This is a genomic window from Alistipes sp. 56_sp_Nov_56_25 (assembly GCF_001915285.1).
Lineage (GTDB): Bacteria > Bacteroidota > Bacteroidia > Bacteroidales > Rikenellaceae > Alistipes > Alistipes shahii.
This window is the reverse complement of sequence record NZ_MNQF01000003.1, coordinates 144446-160371: the sequence shown is the minus strand read 5'-3', so window position 1 is coordinate 160371 and position 15926 is coordinate 144446. Positions and strand designations below refer to the sequence as shown.

General features: G+C 56.7%; 17 protein-coding genes, 1 tRNA gene, 1 pseudogene and 1 riboswitch. Of the genes and pseudogenes, 8 read left to right on the top strand and 11 right to left on the bottom strand.

The window, feature by feature from the left end; all coding sequences use genetic code 11:
* Positions 1–2: 2 nt before the first annotated feature.
* Positions 3–183, top strand: a pseudogene (locus BHV64_RS02480) (DUF2795 domain-containing protein).
* A 96-nt stretch (positions 184–279) separates the two neighbouring features.
* Here the strand turns inward: BHV64_RS02480 and BHV64_RS02475 are convergent.
* The 4 genes from BHV64_RS02475 to BHV64_RS02460 form a co-directional block, all read right to left on the bottom strand.
* On the bottom strand, positions 280–831 hold the full coding sequence (locus BHV64_RS02475) for a cob(I)yrinic acid a,c-diamide adenosyltransferase (RefSeq protein WP_217727159.1): 552 nt from the start codon (positions 829–831) through the stop codon (positions 280–282).
* Positions 828–1340, bottom strand: a complete 513-nt coding sequence (locus BHV64_RS02470) for a hypothetical protein (RefSeq protein ID WP_022062553.1) — start codon at positions 1338–1340, stop codon at positions 828–830. The genes BHV64_RS02475 and BHV64_RS02470 overlap by 4 nt, the downstream gene beginning before the upstream one ends.
* A gap of 5 nt (positions 1341–1345) precedes the next feature.
* Positions 1346–2617 (bottom strand): NAD(P)/FAD-dependent oxidoreductase, encoded by a 1272-nt coding sequence (locus tag BHV64_RS02465; RefSeq protein ID WP_147620796.1) that lies wholly within the window; start codon positions 2615–2617, stop codon positions 1346–1348.
* Between the two features lie 144 nt (positions 2618–2761).
* Positions 2762–3346, bottom strand: a complete 585-nt coding sequence (locus BHV64_RS02460) for a hypothetical protein (protein WP_138266130.1) — start codon at positions 3344–3346, stop codon at positions 2762–2764.
* Positions 3347–3500: 154 nt separating this feature from the next.
* Between BHV64_RS02460 and BHV64_RS02455 the strand changes: the two genes are divergently transcribed.
* The 3 genes from BHV64_RS02455 (at position 3501) to yajC (ending at position 5256) form a co-directional block, all read left to right on the top strand.
* The gene (locus BHV64_RS02455; RefSeq protein WP_015547776.1) at positions 3501–4436 is read left to right on the top strand and encodes a transcription antitermination protein NusB; all 936 of its coding nucleotides are present in this window, start codon (positions 3501–3503) and stop codon (positions 4434–4436) included.
* 12 nt (positions 4437–4448) lie between these two features.
* On the top strand, positions 4449–4862 hold the full coding sequence (locus BHV64_RS02450; protein WP_015547777.1) for a DUF1573 domain-containing protein: 414 nt from the start codon (positions 4449–4451) through the stop codon (positions 4860–4862).
* A 73-nt stretch (positions 4863–4935) separates the two neighbouring features.
* Complete coding sequence (gene yajC / locus BHV64_RS02445; protein ID WP_022062549.1) at positions 4936–5256, top strand: preprotein translocase subunit YajC; 321 nt, start codon at positions 4936–4938, stop codon at positions 5254–5256.
* A gap of 56 nt (positions 5257–5312) precedes the next feature.
* Here the strand turns inward: yajC and nrdG are convergent, their stop codons facing one another.
* Together nrdG and BHV64_RS02435 are read right to left on the bottom strand one after the other, a co-directional pair.
* Complete coding sequence (nrdG, locus tag BHV64_RS02440) at positions 5313–5798, bottom strand: anaerobic ribonucleoside-triphosphate reductase activating protein (protein ID WP_015547779.1); 486 nt, start codon at positions 5796–5798, stop codon at positions 5313–5315.
* A gap of 305 nt (positions 5799–6103) precedes the next feature.
* On the bottom strand, positions 6104–8491 hold the full coding sequence (locus BHV64_RS02435; RefSeq protein WP_015547780.1) for an anaerobic ribonucleoside triphosphate reductase: 2388 nt from the start codon (positions 8489–8491) through the stop codon (positions 6104–6106).
* 51 nt (positions 8492–8542) lie between these two features.
* Positions 8543–8743: riboswitch (cobalamin riboswitch) on the bottom strand.
* Between the two features lie 109 nt (positions 8744–8852).
* On the opposite strand from BHV64_RS02435, the gene BHV64_RS02430 reads away from it, so the two are divergent.
* Together BHV64_RS02430 and BHV64_RS02425 are read left to right on the top strand one after the other, a co-directional pair.
* On the top strand, positions 8853–9101 hold the full coding sequence (locus BHV64_RS02430) for a TIGR03905 family TSCPD domain-containing protein (RefSeq protein WP_015547781.1): 249 nt from the start codon (positions 8853–8855) through the stop codon (positions 9099–9101).
* 62 nt (positions 9102–9163) lie between these two features.
* Positions 9164–9415 (top strand): GlsB/YeaQ/YmgE family stress response membrane protein, encoded by a 252-nt coding sequence (locus BHV64_RS02425; protein WP_015547782.1) that lies wholly within the window; start codon positions 9164–9166, stop codon positions 9413–9415.
* Positions 9416–9461: 46 nt separating this feature from the next.
* On the opposite strand, the gene BHV64_RS02420 is transcribed toward BHV64_RS02425, so the two are convergent.
* Positions 9462–9532: transfer RNA gene (locus BHV64_RS02420), tRNA-Gln, on the bottom strand.
* Between the two features lie 145 nt (positions 9533–9677).
* Between BHV64_RS02420 and nhaD the strand changes: the two genes are divergently transcribed.
* Positions 9678–11024: a sodium:proton antiporter NhaD gene (nhaD, locus tag BHV64_RS02415; RefSeq protein WP_015547783.1), complete on the top strand. Its 1347-nt coding sequence runs from the start codon at positions 9678–9680 to the stop codon at positions 11022–11024.
* Between the two features lie 156 nt (positions 11025–11180).
* On the opposite strand, the gene BHV64_RS02410 is transcribed toward nhaD, so the two are convergent.
* The 3 genes from BHV64_RS02410 to BHV64_RS02400 all read right to left on the bottom strand — a co-directional run bounded on the left by BHV64_RS02410 (position 11181) and on the right by BHV64_RS02400 (position 14340).
* A complete protein-coding gene (locus BHV64_RS02410; RefSeq protein ID WP_217727157.1) occupies positions 11181–13022 on the bottom strand; it encodes a S8 family peptidase in 1842 nt (613 codons plus the stop codon).
* A 114-nt stretch (positions 13023–13136) separates the two neighbouring features.
* A complete protein-coding gene (locus BHV64_RS02405; protein ID WP_015547786.1) occupies positions 13137–13646 on the bottom strand; it encodes a hypothetical protein in 510 nt (169 codons plus the stop codon).
* A 319-nt stretch (positions 13647–13965) separates the two neighbouring features.
* Positions 13966–14340 (bottom strand): thioesterase family protein, encoded by a 375-nt coding sequence (locus tag BHV64_RS02400; protein WP_217727156.1) that lies wholly within the window; start codon positions 14338–14340, stop codon positions 13966–13968.
* A 133-nt stretch (positions 14341–14473) separates the two neighbouring features.
* On the opposite strand from BHV64_RS02400, the gene BHV64_RS02395 reads away from it, so the two are divergent.
* Positions 14474–15049, top strand: a complete 576-nt coding sequence (locus tag BHV64_RS02395; protein WP_022062544.1) for a DUF4294 domain-containing protein — start codon at positions 14474–14476, stop codon at positions 15047–15049.
* Between the two features lie 62 nt (positions 15050–15111).
* Here the strand turns inward: BHV64_RS02395 and BHV64_RS02390 are convergent, their stop codons facing one another.
* The gene (locus BHV64_RS02390; RefSeq protein WP_015547788.1) at positions 15112–15855 is read right to left on the bottom strand and encodes a hypothetical protein; all 744 of its coding nucleotides are present in this window, start codon (positions 15853–15855) and stop codon (positions 15112–15114) included.
* Positions 15856–15926: the final 71 nt, after the last annotated feature.

The following is a 15926-nucleotide window of genomic DNA, read 5'->3' as shown; positions in this document are numbered from 1 at the left end:
CTATGTATTGGACGCTTGAACTGGCATCGAAACTCGAAGATGCCCCCTGGCCCGCAACGAAAGATGAACTCATCGACTATGCAGGAGATAGAAGACGAGGGTGAAATCTACGAATCTATCGAAGACATCTGGCCCGACTACCCCTCCAAGGACGATTTCTTCTTCAACGAGGAGGAATACTAAAAAGCGATTTTGAGGCCGACGGCCTCAAAATAATATCAATGCGAAGCGGCACGATTCCCGGAATGTGCCGCTTCGCATTTTACATACCCGGCCAGGTCAGGGAATCCACAGGACCTCGTCGACGGCATAATGGGCCGTGAGGGTGCGTCCCAGCAGGTAGAAATAGTCCGAAAGCCGGTTCAGCCAGACCAGCGCCGTGGAGTCGACGCCGTATCTGGCGTCGGCACGGAGCGCGGCGCGTTCGGCGCGCCGGCAGACGGTGCGGCACACGTGGCACATCGACACCACGGCGTTTCCGCCCGGAATCGTGAATTTATCAATCGGTTTCAGAACCTCCTGCATGGCGTCGATGCGCCCTTCGAGCCATGCAACGGTCTCCGGGTCCAGCGGAGCGACCTTGTCGCTCCCCGACTGCCCCGTGGCCAGCAGCGCCTCGACCGACATCAGCCGCGAAAGAATGCGGTTCAGGTCGCCGACCGACGACGCCAACGCAGCGTCGCCGCGCATGTTGTCGGCCAGCAGAGCCATGAAAGCAGCCAGTTCGTCGACCGTACCGTAAGCCTCGACCCGTTCGTCGGTCTTGAAGACCCGCTCGCCGCCGATCAGCGAGGTCATTCCCTTGTCGCCCGTTTTCGTGTATACCTTCATATCCTGAAATGTTGTTTCGGCAAATGGTTGTTGAAAATCAGCAGGTAACCGCGGTTATCCACCGTCGTCGAAGCGTGTCCCGCGATAATCTGCCCGCACAGCGCTTGCCGTTCGCAGCCGTCGTAGGGCGACATCAGCGCCACGGTATGCCCCGCTTCGGCCGCCGCACGCACCAGCGCGAGCGTCGCAGGGCGCGGCAGGCCGCACGTGGCGACGCAGAACTCCGCATCCGCACGATTCAGGCCAAAGGTCGTATAGCCGCAATGAATCATCAGATTCTGCAACTGCACCGCCCGACGGCGGGAAACGCCCGCCGTGAGCAGGGCTTCGTACAGGTCCCGGCGCCCCGGCAGCAGGTCGTCGCGCATGAAGACGCTGCGCACAATGTCGTAGACGAACGGCGAATGTACTCCGTGACCGCGGAAATAACGGGCGCGTGAGAGCCGGTTACGCAGTTCGGAAACCCGCCCGGGCAACCGGAAAGAAATGGGATGGCCGACGATCTTCATAACGTCTATTTTTTCAGCGACCCGGCCAGGCGGCCCGTCGAAAAGGCGATCTGGAGGTTGTAACCGCCCGTATTGGCGTCGATGTCGAGCACCTCGCCGGCAAAATACAACCCTTTGACTTTCAGCGACTCCATCGTATAGGGATTCACTTCGTCACAGCGCACGCCGCCGGCCGTCACCACGGCGTATTCGAACGGCGCATAGTCCGTGATCGGGAAAGTCAGCCCCTTGAGCGTACGCACCAGACGCGTGATCTGTTCCTCGGTGATTTTGCCGACGTAACAGTTCGCACGGATGTCCACCTCCTGCGCCAGCGGCATCACCAGCGGCTTGGGAACCAGCTTGCGCAGCAGTTCGCCGAAGAACTCGTTGGGTTGCAGCCCGGCGATTTCACGGGCGATGCGTTCGTGCAGCACCTCCTCCGTGAGCGCGGGTTTCAGGTCGAGGACCAGCTTCACGCGCTTCTCTTCGATCAGGGCGTCCACCGCGTCGCGGCTCATGCGCAGCGCCACGGCGCCCTCGATGCCGCGGTCGGAAAATCCGATCTCGCCGAACTCCTCGCGCACGGGTTCGTTATCGACATAGAGCGTCGCGCGCACGTTGCGCAGCAGCACCTTGTCGAGGTATCTCATCTGGGCGTGCGACGACAAGAGCGGCGTCAGCGACGGACGCAGCGGCTCGATCGTATGACCCAGGTCGGCGGCGAAGGCATAGCCGTCGCCCGTCGATCCGGTCGCGGGATAGGAGACGCCGCCCGTGGCGAGGATCACCTGCGCGCACTCCTCCTTGCGTTCGAAACCGCGCCTGTTGATGTATTTCACACCGAAGACCCGGTCCCCGAGGGTCAGAATCTCCGTAACACGCGTATTGTAGATGATCTTGACGCCGTTTTCGACGCAGAACTCCAGCAGGGCGTTGGCGATGTCCCACGCCTTGCCGCTCTGCGGAAAGACCCGGTCGCCGCGTTCGATGTCGAGTTTCACGCCTGCGCGTTCGAAAAACTTGATCGCCGCCCGGTTGTTGAACTCCGAGAACGCGACCTTGAAAAATTCGGCGTTGGTGCGCACCTGATCGGCGAATTCCTCGGCCGGACGCGCGTTGGTGACGTTGCATCGTCCCTTGCCGGTGATGCGGACCTTGCGGCCCGACTTCTCCATCTTTTCGATCAGCAGCACGCGCCTGCCGCTGCGCGCCGCCGTACCCGCGGCCATCATGCCCGCAGCGCCCGCCCCGATGACGATCACGTCGAAAGGCTGTTTTTCTTCCAATTGTTCCATACGGGTGCAAAGATAGGCAAAAGCAAATTAAAAATTAAGAATTAAAAATTAAAAATCAGGATGCAAAGAGCCCCGCAGGCGGTCGGCAGAGTATATTTCTTTCGCAATTCAGTATATTTTTTTCTATTTATCCGTTCGCCTCTTTTATTTCAAAATCCAATGTCCTAAATTAGGACCAATATAAAACGCCATTGCTATTATTTCGGAGGCGAGGCCGAAGAGGGAATTTAAAATGAATCTGCCATGAACAAAACCGAGCTGAAAGTGTTTCTCAAAGGATTGGCTAATTTCTACGTCGTTCTGATGATTATAGCGTTTCTGCCCACACCCGGAAAAGATTGCTCTCCGGGACGCCTCGTGCGGTGCATCGCCATTTATACGATCGTAAGCATCGTGATCTTTTCGGCCGTCTATTTTTGGAACCGAATCAGAAAGGGTCCGGATAAACGTCCCGATACGTGTCCGGTTCCCGATGCAAAAGAGACGAAAGACGACGATTTGAGTATTTCCCGGTTCCTCACCTTGCGAAACATGGGCGCCTGCTTCATCTATTTTCTTTGTGTCTTCGCGCTTCTCTATCCGGAAATGTCTCTCGAAAGCATGCTCAAAGCCAGCGCCCGAAGCACCGGCTATTGCATCCTTGTCCTGCTCGTGGCCGGAATCGTTTATTGTGTCTATCAAAGTCATGTAGGCAAGAAAAAGTCGATCCGGGAAAAGTAGTTGCAGCATCGGGAGGCCATCGCGCCTCCCGTTTTTTCGGATACGCCGGAATCCGCCGCGACGGCCGCGCGGAAATCGCCCGGAGAAAGAATTCTCCCGGCTTAATTTTTTATTCTTGATTTTTAGTTGTATTTTTGCGGCCGTTAAAAATCGTTCTAAAAAAATGTTGAGCAGAAGATTACTCCGTATAAAGGTCGTCAAGGCGCTGTTCGCCCATCTCAAATCGGGCGCGGATAACATGATGGCGTCGGAAAAAACGCTGATGGCGTCCGTCGACAAGGCCTATGACCTCTATTTCCAGATACTGATCCTCCCCGTGGAGATCGCGCGTTACGCCGAACAGCGTCAGGAGCTGGCCAAACAGAAGAAACTGCCGACATTCGAAGACCTCAACCCCAACACCAAGTTCGTGGACAACGCCGTGATCCGCACCATCGCCAACAGCGACGCGGTGAACGATCACGTGGCGGCCCGCAAACTGGGATGGGAACGCTATCCCGAACTGATCCGCACGCTCTACGCGCAGTTGACCGAGAGCGACTACTACAAGGACTACATGCAGCGCGAGGAGCGCTCGTTCGACGACGACAAAAAGCTGCTCGAGGACTTCTTCAAGGAGTTGCAGAGCTGCGAGGCGCTGGACGACGTGCTGGAGGAGATGTCGATCCTCTGGACCGACGACCTTCCCTACATCGTGATCATGGTCCTGCGCACGCTTTCGAACCTGCGCGTCTCGCACACCGAACTGAAGGTTCCCGCAAAGTTCAAAAGCAGCGAGGACCCCGAATTCGTCAAGACGCTGTTCGAAAAGTCGCTGGTCAACTACTCCGCCTTCCAGGACTACATCGAGAAGTTCACGGCCAACTGGGACGTGGAGCGCATCGTCTTCATGGACAACCTGATCATCGGCACGGCGATGGCTGAGCTGACTTCGTTCCCGTCGGTTCCCGTCAAGGTGACGCTCGACGAGTGGATCGAAATTTCGAAATACTACTCCACCCCGGGCAGCAGCACCTTCATCAACGGCGTGCTGGACAAGATCGTCGAGTCGCTGACCGCGGAAGGACGCATCAAAAAGGCCGGGCGCGGCCTGATCTGACCCCTGCCGGCCATGACCCGCATGCTCGCGATCCTCGCCCTGGCGGCACTCGCCGTTGGCTGCGGCACATCTCCCCGTGCGGTCGAACGCAAGGGCCGGATTATCTCGCTAACGGATTCGATTCTCACCACGGGAGGCACGGACACCGTGCGTTTCGGACGCCTCGGGTCCGGCGAAATCGCCGTGCTGCGCCTCTGGCTGGCCAACGACGCGAGCCGTCCCGTGGCCGTCGCCTCCTACCGGCGCAGCTGCGGATGCACGACGCTCGAATTTGACGCACAACCGATTGCACCGGGCGACGCACGGCAGGTGACGCTCACCTTCGATTCGCGCGGCGAACGGGGCTGGCAACTCAAGGCGCTGGACATCACGCTGGCGGGAGGGCAGCGGCCCCTGCGGCTGTTCGTGGAAGCGGACATAAAATAAATCCTTGTTTATTCGGCAATAATTTGTACCTTTGCTTCGTTCAATGGAATAAACACTTAAAACGAATACAATTATGATTAATTTTCTTCAGACGGTCCCCATAGAGCCTCAACCGGGATTCATGCAGCAGTACAGTTTCATTATTATGATCGGCCTCATGGTGCTGGTTCTCTGGTTGTTCATGTGGCGTCCCGAGGCCAAGCGCCGCAAACAGATGCAGGAGTTCCGCAACGGTCTGAAAAAAGGCGACAAAGTCATCACCGCCGGCGGCATCTACGGCGTCGTGAAGGAGATCAAGGAGACCACCCTGCTGATCGAGGTCGACGGCAATGTGACGCTGCGCATCGACAAAAACATGGTCGTAGCCGACAATTCGGACCTCCAGCGTCAGTAGAGATAACCCGCGCATAAAAAAGAGCTGCAAGGATTTGCAGCTCTTTTTTCACACACCTATCCGAACAGGTGCAAGGCCCCGACGTCGATGATCCGCTGGTTGGAACTCCCCCGGAAATCGAGCGACAGATCGCGCAGCGCCTCGACGTAGCGTCCGTCGACCAGCGTGTCGATCCACCGCAAGCACTCCCGGCGGGCCGGGTCGGCGAGACACTCTTCGAGCGTATAGCCCGTATAGCACCAGACGTTCTGCCCGGTGCGCTCCTTCACCAGCCGCAGAAAGGCCGCCATGGCTTCGGGCTGCAACAGCGGATCGCCGCCGCTGAGCGTCACCCCGTCGAGAATCGGATTCGCGGCGATTGCAGCGCAGATGGTTTCGGCACGCTCCACGGTCAGCGGCTCGCCCCGCCGGGGATCGTGGCTCTCGGGGTTGTGGCAGCCGGGACAACGGTGCGCGCACCCCGCGAAATAGATCGCATAGCGCAGCCCGTAACCGTCGGAGATGGTTTCGGGATAGATGCCGATGATTCTTAATAATTCCATTGCGTTTTCATAACATGAATACAACACCGTCGGTCTCGATTCACGGCGGAACGCCGTGTTTACAAATCTGATCCACCTCTAAACTTTAGGCGGGGACTTGCCGCACGCGACCGGAGACGGCGGCAAAAAGGGATTCTTCCGCCGGGTGAATTTTGATTTTAGGCGGGCGGACAGGGGGCCGCCAATTTCGATTATCGCAGAGCGGTTTTCGGGCTTCGTGAAGTGGGGCGAAGCAGGAGCATACGAACGTATGTAACTGTTTCGCCCCGCAAGGGAAGTGCAAAAGATGCCGGTGAGAATCGAAATTACCGGTGCTTTACCCGATCGCGCTCCTCGGCCTGCTTGGCCGAGTTCCACGATTCGAGGCTGCCTGTCAGGTAACCCGTGATGCGGCGCATGCGCAGGATGTCGTCCGAACCGCAGACGGGACATTTCGAGTAGATCACCCCGCGGTGGCCGCACTTGCGGCAGGTGTCGATCGGATGGTTGATCGAGCCGTAGCCGATCCCCTCGTCCTGCATCACCTTGACGATCTTGAGGATCGCCACGGGATTCTTCCGGGCCTCGCCGTCGAGTTCGACGTAGGTGATGTGCCCGCCGCGCGTGATGGCGTGGAACGGCGCTTCGAGGCGGATTTTCTCGACGATGGAAACCGGCTCGCGCACGTCGACGTGGAACGAGTTGACGTAGTAGTCGCGGTCGGTGACGCCCGGAATCTCCCCGTAACGCTTGCGGTCCATGCGCGTGAAGCGTCCGCTCAACCCCTCGGCCGGGGTCGCCAGCACCGAATAGTTCAGCCCGTATTTGGCCTTGTACTCCTCGACCACGCGGTTCATCACCGTCACGGCGTCGTAGAGCGTCTGCCACGCCTCCTTCGAGGTCGCATGGCCTTCGCCGTAAATCGCCACCATCGCGTTGTGTCCGCCGATGAAGCCGATGCCCAGCGTGCCGTGCTTGAGCACGTCGCCCACCTCGTCGTTGGGCTGCAACCGGCCGCCGCCCTTCCAGACATCGTTCGACATCATAAACGGGAACTGCCGCGCAAGGGCCGTGCGCTGAAAGCAGTAACGTTCGTAGAGCTGCTCGGCCATCATCGTGGCGGTCTTGCGCACCGATTCGAGGAAAATTTCGCGCGCCTCCTTGCGGATCGCGTGTTTGTTGCCGTCGGGAATCATGTCCCCGGCCTCGCGCATCGCCTCGATGGCCAGCCGCGGCAGGTTCATCGACGTGAAGGAGAGGTTGCCGCGCCCCCACGACGACTTTTCGCCGTGCAGATTCTCGAAGACGCGCGTACGGCACCCCATCGTCGCCACCTCGTAGCGGAAGCGGTCGGGGTCGTCGATGCGCCACTTCTCGTGGCGGTTGAACGGTGCGTCGAGAAACATGAAGTTGGGGAACAGCGCCACCGACGTGGTGCGGCACGCCTCGATCAGCAGGTCGAAGTTCGGAGTTTTGAACTTGATCTCCCCGGCCAGCGCCTTGTCGAAGTCCTTCACCGCTGCGGCATAGTCCTCTTCGGACCACGAAACACCCTCCTTGACCTTGAAAATCTGGATCGGGAAGACCGGCACTTCGCCGTGCCCCAGCCCCTCGATCGTGGCGGAAAGCAGTTCGCGGATGACCATGCGGCCCTCGGGCGAAAAGTCCGTGCCGTAGTTCACCGAGCTGAACACCACCTGGTTGCCGCCGCGCGAGTGCATCGTATTGAGGTTGTGGATGAATCCCTCCATCGCCTGATGGGTCTCGCGGCGCGTCGTGTCGTATGCCTGCCGCCAGATGCGTCGGATGTCCTCGTCGGCGACCTCCACGCCCGACTGGCGCAGGGCGGCGAACAGACGCCCCACCGCCGTCTCGCAGGGTTCGATCGTCGGCACGTGTTCGGCGACCAGGGCCTTCAGCTCGGCGCGCTCCAGCGTCACGCCGCCCCGCACGCCGCACAGGAACAGCGTCATGTCGGTTAGGTGACGGCGGAAGGTTTTCAGCACGCCCGGGGCCATGAAATGGTCGAACGCCGGGATCGACTGCCCGCCGTGCTGCTCGTTCTGGTTGGTCTGGAAGACGATCGTGGCCAGCGTGGCGTAGCTCTGGATCGACTGCGGCGTGCGCACCGAGCCGTTCTTCGTCGAGAATCCCCGTTCGTAGATGTCACCCAGATCGTACTGAATGCACGTCGTGGTCTTCGTGGGATAGTAGTCCAGGTCGTGAATGTGAATGTCCCCGTCGCGGTGGGCGCGGCCGTGGCGCACGCCCACCAGATATTTCAGGGCGTAGTCCTTGGTGATCTCCGAGGCGAAGGTCATCATCTGCCCCGCGGGCGTGTGCGACGACATGTTGGCGTTCGAAAGGTTGATGTCGTTCTTCTCGACGGTCACGATGCCGTCCATGACGCTCTTGATCGACGAGCGGCGGTCGCGTTCGACGTTGCGCCACTCGCGGTAGATGATATAACGTTTGGCGATCGAGGGGTTGCGTTTCATCAGCCGCTCCTCGACCATGTCCTGAATCTCCTCGACCGAAATCTCGGCCTTCGTAATTGCCGCCGCCACGTCGGATGCGATCTGCTCGACGGCCTGCCCCTCGTCCGTTATGCCGCCCGCGCGAAAGGCCTTCGTGATGGCGCGGACGATTTTATCCAGAGAAAAAGGCTCGGTTTTACCATCACGTTTGATGATGGAAATCTGCGTGTAATCCATTGTAATATGAGTATATACGTTTCACAACAGGCCCCGTTTCCCCGCAGGGCCGACATTGCATGCGCAAAGGCAGGTCTTCTGACTCGCACCGACCCGCAGGCGGCCTTCCCGTCCCCCGCGGGACAGTGGCTCGACGATTCGCCTGCGGCATTGAAGTGCATACAGCAGCGGGAACTGTCCGGGATTCGCACCCGATTCCCTCTTATCCTCCGCCCCGGCGGGACGAAGGATACCTTTGCGGGTCACAAAAGTCTCCATTATTCCCCGACTTTCAAAATTCCGGAGCAGGAAGTTTTCAACATTTTGTGAAAGGCTCCGAATTTCGTATCTTCGCCCCCGCAAACCGGAAAATCGTAACTCCATGACACAGAAAATAACACACGTCTGCCAGGGAACCTGCTCCCGGCAAATCGACGTCGAACTCGAAAACGGCGTCGTCCGAAGCGTCTCCTTCACGGGCGGCTGCCACGGCAACCAGCAGGGAATCGCGGCGCTCGTGCGCGGGATGACGGCCGCGGAAGCCGTCGCCCGGCTCGAAGGCATCGACTGCCGGGGCCGCGGCACGTCGTGTCCCGATCAGCTGGCAAAAGCGCTGAAAAAGGCGTTATAAAACGCCCCGGCCCGGCCGGGTACGGATTTTGCACTCCGAAAAGCGTTCCAAAATGCAAGACTATGTATTTTCTATGGTATCTGCTGATCGGACTGGCCGCCGGATGGATCGCCAACCTGATCGTCAAGGGAGGAGGTTCGGGACTCTTCGTCAACCTGATCGTCGGGCTTATCGGCGGCGTATTGGGCGGCTGGCTCTTTTCGCTCTTCGGATGGGTTCCCGTCGGCACGCTGGGCAGTCTGGCGACGGCCGTCATCGGCTCGGTCATCCTGCTGTGGATCGCCGCGCTCATCTCACACCGCAAGATCCGCTAAACAAACGTATGCACGAAAAAGGCGGTCGCATGACCGCCTTTTCGTGTTGAGCTGCCGGGATTCGAACCCAGAACGACAGAACCAAAATCTGCTGTGTTACCATTACACCACAGCTCAAACATTCGCTCGAAAGCGACTGCAAAGATAAACAAAAAATCGCAAAAACCAACCCCCGGATGCAAAATTGGCAGGGACAAAACCGGACCTCTGCCGGATTTTTCGTATCTTTGCTTCAGTTACCCTGTAAATAAACGCAAACGATATGATTCCGACAATGATTCTGCTCTTCGTGGTGGGCTATCTGTTCATCGCGCTGGAGCACAAAACCAGGATCGACAAATCGGCCGTCGCCCTGCTGATGGCCGGAGCGATCTGGACCGTGTTCAGCCTCCTGGGCAACGACCCGCACATTCAGCACGAGCTGGTGGACCAGCTGGGCGACACGTGCGAAATCCTGGTCTTCCTGATCGGGGCCATGACCATCGTGGACCTGATCGACAGCTACGGCGGCTTCAACGTCATCACCGACCACATCACCACGCGCAACAAGCGCAAACTAATGTGGCTGCTGGCGATCATCACCTTCTTCATGTCGGCCGCACTGGACAACATGACCACCACGATCATCATGGTCATGCTGCTGCGGCGGTTGATCGCCAACAAGAAGGAACGGTGGATTTTCGCCAGCGTGATCGTCATCGCCGCGAACAGCGGCGGCGCCTGGTCGCCCATCGGCGACGTGACGACCATCATGCTGTGGATGCGCGGCAACGTCACGGCCGCCAACCTGATCGCCAACCTCTTCCTGCCGTGCCTCGTGTCGGTCGTGATCCCTGCGGCCATCGCCAGCCGCTACGTCGCCGACCGCCCCGCCGCCGCGGTCAGCGCCAAGGCCCTCGCATCGGGATGCCCCGAATGCATCGGTCCGCGCCTGCGGCTATTCATCCTTATCGTGGGCGTCGTAAGTCTGCTGTTCGTGCCGGTGTTCAAGAGCCTCACCGGACTGCCGCCCTACATGGGCATGATGGTGTCGCTGGGATTCATGTGGATTCTGACCGAAATCATCTACGACCGCAAACGCAGCATCCGCAACATGGAGGAGTCGATCCAGCCGCGCGTATCCAAAGTCCTCAAGCACATCGACATGCCGACGATTCTCTTTTTCCTCGGCATCCTGATGGCCGTGGGCGCGTTGCAGACCGGCGGCGTGCTGACCGACATGGCCGACTGGCTGGACAAGAATGTCCACGAAGTGTTCACCATCGCGGGCGCCATCGGCATCCTCTCGTCGGTGGTCGACAACGTGCCGCTGGTGGCGGCCTGCATGGGCATGTACCCGGTGGCCGACGTCGCAACGGCTGCGGCGAGCGCCGATCCGGCTTTCGCACAGAGTTTCGTGGCGGACGGGCTGTTCTGGCACCTGCTGACCTACTGCGCCGGCGTGGGCGGCAGTCTGCTGATCATCGGCTCGGCGGCCGGCGTCGTGGCGATGGGACTCGAAAAGATCAATTTCGGCTGGTACCTCAAACGCATCTCGCTGCTGGCCCTGTCCGGCTATCTGGCGGGCATCGCGGTGATCTGGCTCGAACACGTCCTGATCGGGCTTTGACCGAAAAGTTCCGGATGCGTCGTGCGCCCAGAATATTGCCGATCACGGGTTTGCCCCATAACAGTATAATCAGAGGTTGGATAAAATATTTTTATCCAACCTCTGATTTACAGCCAAATTATCAGCAGTTTGTAAGTCAGGAACTCCAATATCAATTTAGTAAGAGTACCCTTGCGGAATCAATGCCAGATGTACCCCGGAAGATGTGGATAGACCATTTTTCAACACCCGACATTCGATATCGTGAAGTACGGGTTCATCGGTATCCGACGCAAAATCAACGGTAAATGTGAAGCCCTCACCCGTGTACGGAGGCAGGGTGCTGCTCCATACATAAGTGACAGAAGAATCGTAATTTTCAATAGAACACGTTGCTTGCCCTTCTCCACGGGCCAAATACGCTATATTCCATTTATCATACCCCAAACCCATCATCGAAAGATCGCCGGGTTCCACCTCCGACAATGAAGTCCCGATGTTTGGAGCGGTGGGAGCGGGCCCCGAAACCGCTGATACAGCTGCATAGGCATTTACCAGACCATAACCCACAAATTGGTTCCATAATCCGTTCAATCGAAGCGGATCGACACCATAAGTGTTGCCGCCGATCTTTCGGGTAGTTTGTTCGATAATATTGCGTACCCGCCATACCGAAAGATCGGGATCCGTTGCCCATATCAAAGCCACGATGCCGGAAACATGGGGAGCAGCAAAAGATGTGCCCAGCACACAAGTATATCCACCGGTCACATCTGTTGTCCAGATTTCACGCCCGGGAGCGACAACATCCAATGAAGAACCATAACCGGAGAAATCCGATTTGTACCCATTCCGATCTATTGCACCTACTACTAACGTTGCAGAAGGTGCTCCCGCTGCCGGCTGTGATACAGCACTGCCTTTATTGCCCGATGAAAAAACAACGATGCATCCTTTACCATGAGCATATGTTATAGCATTATTGATTTCGGATATTGGAGAAGATGTATCAAATGACCATGAATTATTAATTACGCGCGCACCATTATTTGCGGCAAACCGAATTGCATTCGCAAAATTGGTCGTGGTGGAGGCAGCTATGCCAAGCTCGTTATCAGTATAACAAATACTGATGGGCATGATTTTCACTCCGGATGCAACGCCTGCAATGCCTTTGCCATTATTAGCCGTGGCTCCGATAACACCGGCAACCTTTGTGCCGTGATCTCCGTATAGCCCACTTGGAATTCCTCCCGTGTGAGCGTTGTAACTGACATTATACAAATGTAAATCATCATGGTTATTATAAACACCGTTATCGACAACCGCAACGATAATATCGTTGATATATGGAAAAGCAAAGGCATTCCTTGCGTTCACATAATTGATATCGATCCCCGAATAAGAGACGTTTTTCAGATTCCATTGATAGCTGAAATAGGTATCGTTCGGAGCGGCGTCGGGCATCGACTCAACGATAAACTCGGGTGTTGCATACTCAAACGCGCCCGATTCATACATAAAATTCGCCATTTCGAGCGCATTCCCTTTCGACTCCTTTGTACACGAAAGATAATAGATACTCGGGTCGAATTTGTTTTCTCCCAATATCTCCAGATTATACTCTTCCGCGATTTTTTGAAGTTTGGCAAGGTCTTGCTCTCCTGTCAGTTGTACGCTGAATACATTCGTTATGCCGAGATCGGCGCCATCGCTTGTTTTAAAATAGGGAGCCTCATACACTACATCCTGCGGATTAATCGATTTTTGTTGGGCGTTATCCAGCGTAAACGACGTAAGACTTTTTTGCATGCGGAACTCTTTTGACGATCTTATGCCCAGCGCAGCATAGTTATCAATAGTTCTGGTATTTCCCCCACGGATATTTACGGCCGATTTGCGAACACTTTCAATTTTTGCGGTTTCAACCAAAACATACGACTTGTTCTCGTTGACCGTTAGTGGGATTTTCACACCGTCACACCAAATAATAATAATCAGACGAACCCACAGACGCACGGGTCGCGGGAACGTTTTCTTGATATTCCTCTGACAAAATGTCATCCTGGCAACCATAAAATGTTATGACTGCAATGATAAGAGAAAGCAGCTTTTTCATGATATTAAGAATATCTAAATTATGATTTTGTTGACAGTAAGCGTTTTTTCGGGAAGTTTGTCGTATAGTCCCCAGAAATAAAAAATAGTCATAATCGCCGGAGTACCACCCTTCAGTTGCTTATACACCAAATTCAATGTCATCTTATCGGATTCGGTATCGACGGCCTGCTTCTCGAAAGAGTATCCGGGATGCCCCATCCAATGCTGTCCAATAATAAGGGTATATTTGTCAAAGTCGATTACCGGCAGCTCGACCGAAGGAGGTGCAACGGCCTCGAACTCTTCCATGCTGTTGATCACAAAACATTCGATGTCGCGATCATCGATCTCGCTGAAATTGAATTCCGGCTCGGGATGCGAACTGGAACTCGAAGGCAGATAGGTCTTGAAAAAAGCCGATACGTCCGCGGAGGCTGTGACGGGAGGAGTGCCGATATATTCGGATTCTTCCGAGTCGTTGCATGCGACAAACCCACCCAGTAGAAGCAGGGCTGCTGTCAAAGTCAAAATGCGAGTTTTCATAGTTTGAAGTTTAAGGATGAAACATTGAAGGCAGGTTCGCGAGAGTCTTACGGATAATTACAATATGTAGTTGTAATGGATGTAGGGCAAAAATAACGAAAAAAATCAATTATGCAAATTCAACCGCCAATAATTCAGCAAGATTAAGTAGTATAAGCACAGAAATTTACAGGCATCGGGCGACTTGAACAGAATTGTACACAAACGAAAAGGATCGAGCCCTGTCCAAACACGGAGCCCAATCCTTCGATCCGGCATAAATAACTACAAATCAAGCTGTACGTCTTTTCGCAGACGCAGAAGATCCGGAGCTTTTCCGTTACTTCACCTTGGCCATGAATTTTTCCCGGTCGACGATGTAGCGGATGTGGATGCCCTCGCCGATCAGCCCCTCGGCGTCGCGGACCCCGACGTTGAAGGTCAGCTTGCGCCCCTCGACTTCGGCAAGCACGGCCGTGGCGGTGATTTCGGCGCCAAGCCCCGACGGCTTGATGTGCGTGACGTTCATCTCGGAGCCGACGGTGGTCGCGCCTTCGGGAAGTTCGCCGGCAACGGCCGTCATGGCGGCGTTCTCCATCAGCGCCACCATCGCGGGGGTGGCGAAAACCGCAAGGTCGCCCGAACCCATCGCGGCGGCCGTGTTGCCGGCGGCGACGGTTGCGGCGCTGCGGGCGGAAAGTCCTTTTTCAAGCATAATATTCGCTGTTCGTAATTCGTTTATTGCGGTGAATCGTTATCTTTGCCGGAGACATCCCGGCAAACCGGATGCAAAACCGCACGGGTTTTCGTCCGGACTCCGCCGCAAAGGTACAAAAAATTCGCCGCCGTTGAAAAAGTGGATACTCCTCATCGCCCTGCTCGCCGCCGCGCTTTCCCAAGCGCAGGCGCAGGGAGGCCGTGGCTTCTGGCATCAGGAGTGGACGGTCGAGAAGGGCGATTCGATCCCGCTGGTCCACGTCCTGCCGGTCTACGTCTTCAGCCGCCCGGTCGACCTGCGCCGCTACCGCCGGCTGGTGGACGCCGTGAAAAAGGTCTACCCCATCGCGCAGATCGCCAAGGCCAAGATGGCGACGATGGAGGAGGAGTTGTGCCGCCTGCCGACCAAAAAGGCCCAGAAGGAGTATATCAAACAAATCTACCACGAGATCAAGGACGAATACACCCCCGTGCTGAAACACATGACCCGCACGCAGGGCCGCGTGCTGCTGAAACTCATCGACCGCGAAACCGAATACACCGCCTACGAGGTGTTGAAGGAGTTCCGCGGCGGTTTCGTGGCGGGATTCTGGCAGGGCGTCTCGAAAATCTTCGGCCAGAACCTCAAGTCGGAATACGACAGGGAGGGCGAGGACCGGATGATCGAGCAAATCGTGATTTATTACGAAGCCGGACTGCTCCGGTAGCGACGGACGGACCGGGTAACGGAGGGACCGGGTAACGGAGGGACCGTTCCGGAATCCCGCTCCTAAAAATTGAACGACAGCCCCACACCCAGCCCCATATAGGAGCGCGAAGGCCGAAACTCCCCGGCCCGGAAATTATCGGTCAGGTAGCAGTGATAGGTGAAGTCGCCGAAGAGGTTGAACCGCCAGATCGGGATGATCAGCCGCGCACCCGCGTCGAACGTACAGGAGAAACGCTGCCGGACGGTATAGGGCCGCCACGAAGGGTCGGTCGTCGAATAGCCTTCGGTCGTGAACGGCCCGCACATCAGCCCCGGGGTAAAGCCCGCATGGACCTCGAACCCCGAGGGCAGGATCGCAAGCAGCACGTTGAGAAACGTACTGCCCACGTCCGCCCCTCCGCCGGAATAAGCGCCGTAAGGATCTGCATAAGAGCCGTTGTAGTAATTATTCTGCACGCTCCGCTCCCGGCTCTCCCGGCGCCAGGACGAGGCGATACGTCCGGTCCGCCAGGTGAATTGCAGCGGCACGGAGAAATAGTTCTCGGCATCCTCGTCGACGAAGACGTTCAGCCCCGTTCGAAAACCGATATTGTAAAAATTATAACGGGCATAGTCGATCGAAAAGGCCTGCAATTCGGGTCCCCGCCCGTCGCCCACGTAAAGCTGCGCTCCGTAGCGCACGCCCAGTTCGTTGTCGAAGGTCTTCGGGACGGGTGGCATTTCGTGCTCGCCGGGATAGACGAGGGTTTGCGCCGGAGCGGTCCCGGCCGTGACGGCAAGCAGCAGGAAAAGAAATTTCTTCATTGCATGACGGTTAGGTTCAGTTGTAAACATAACTATTTTTCACGGCATAACAAAATTTCCACGGCGGATTG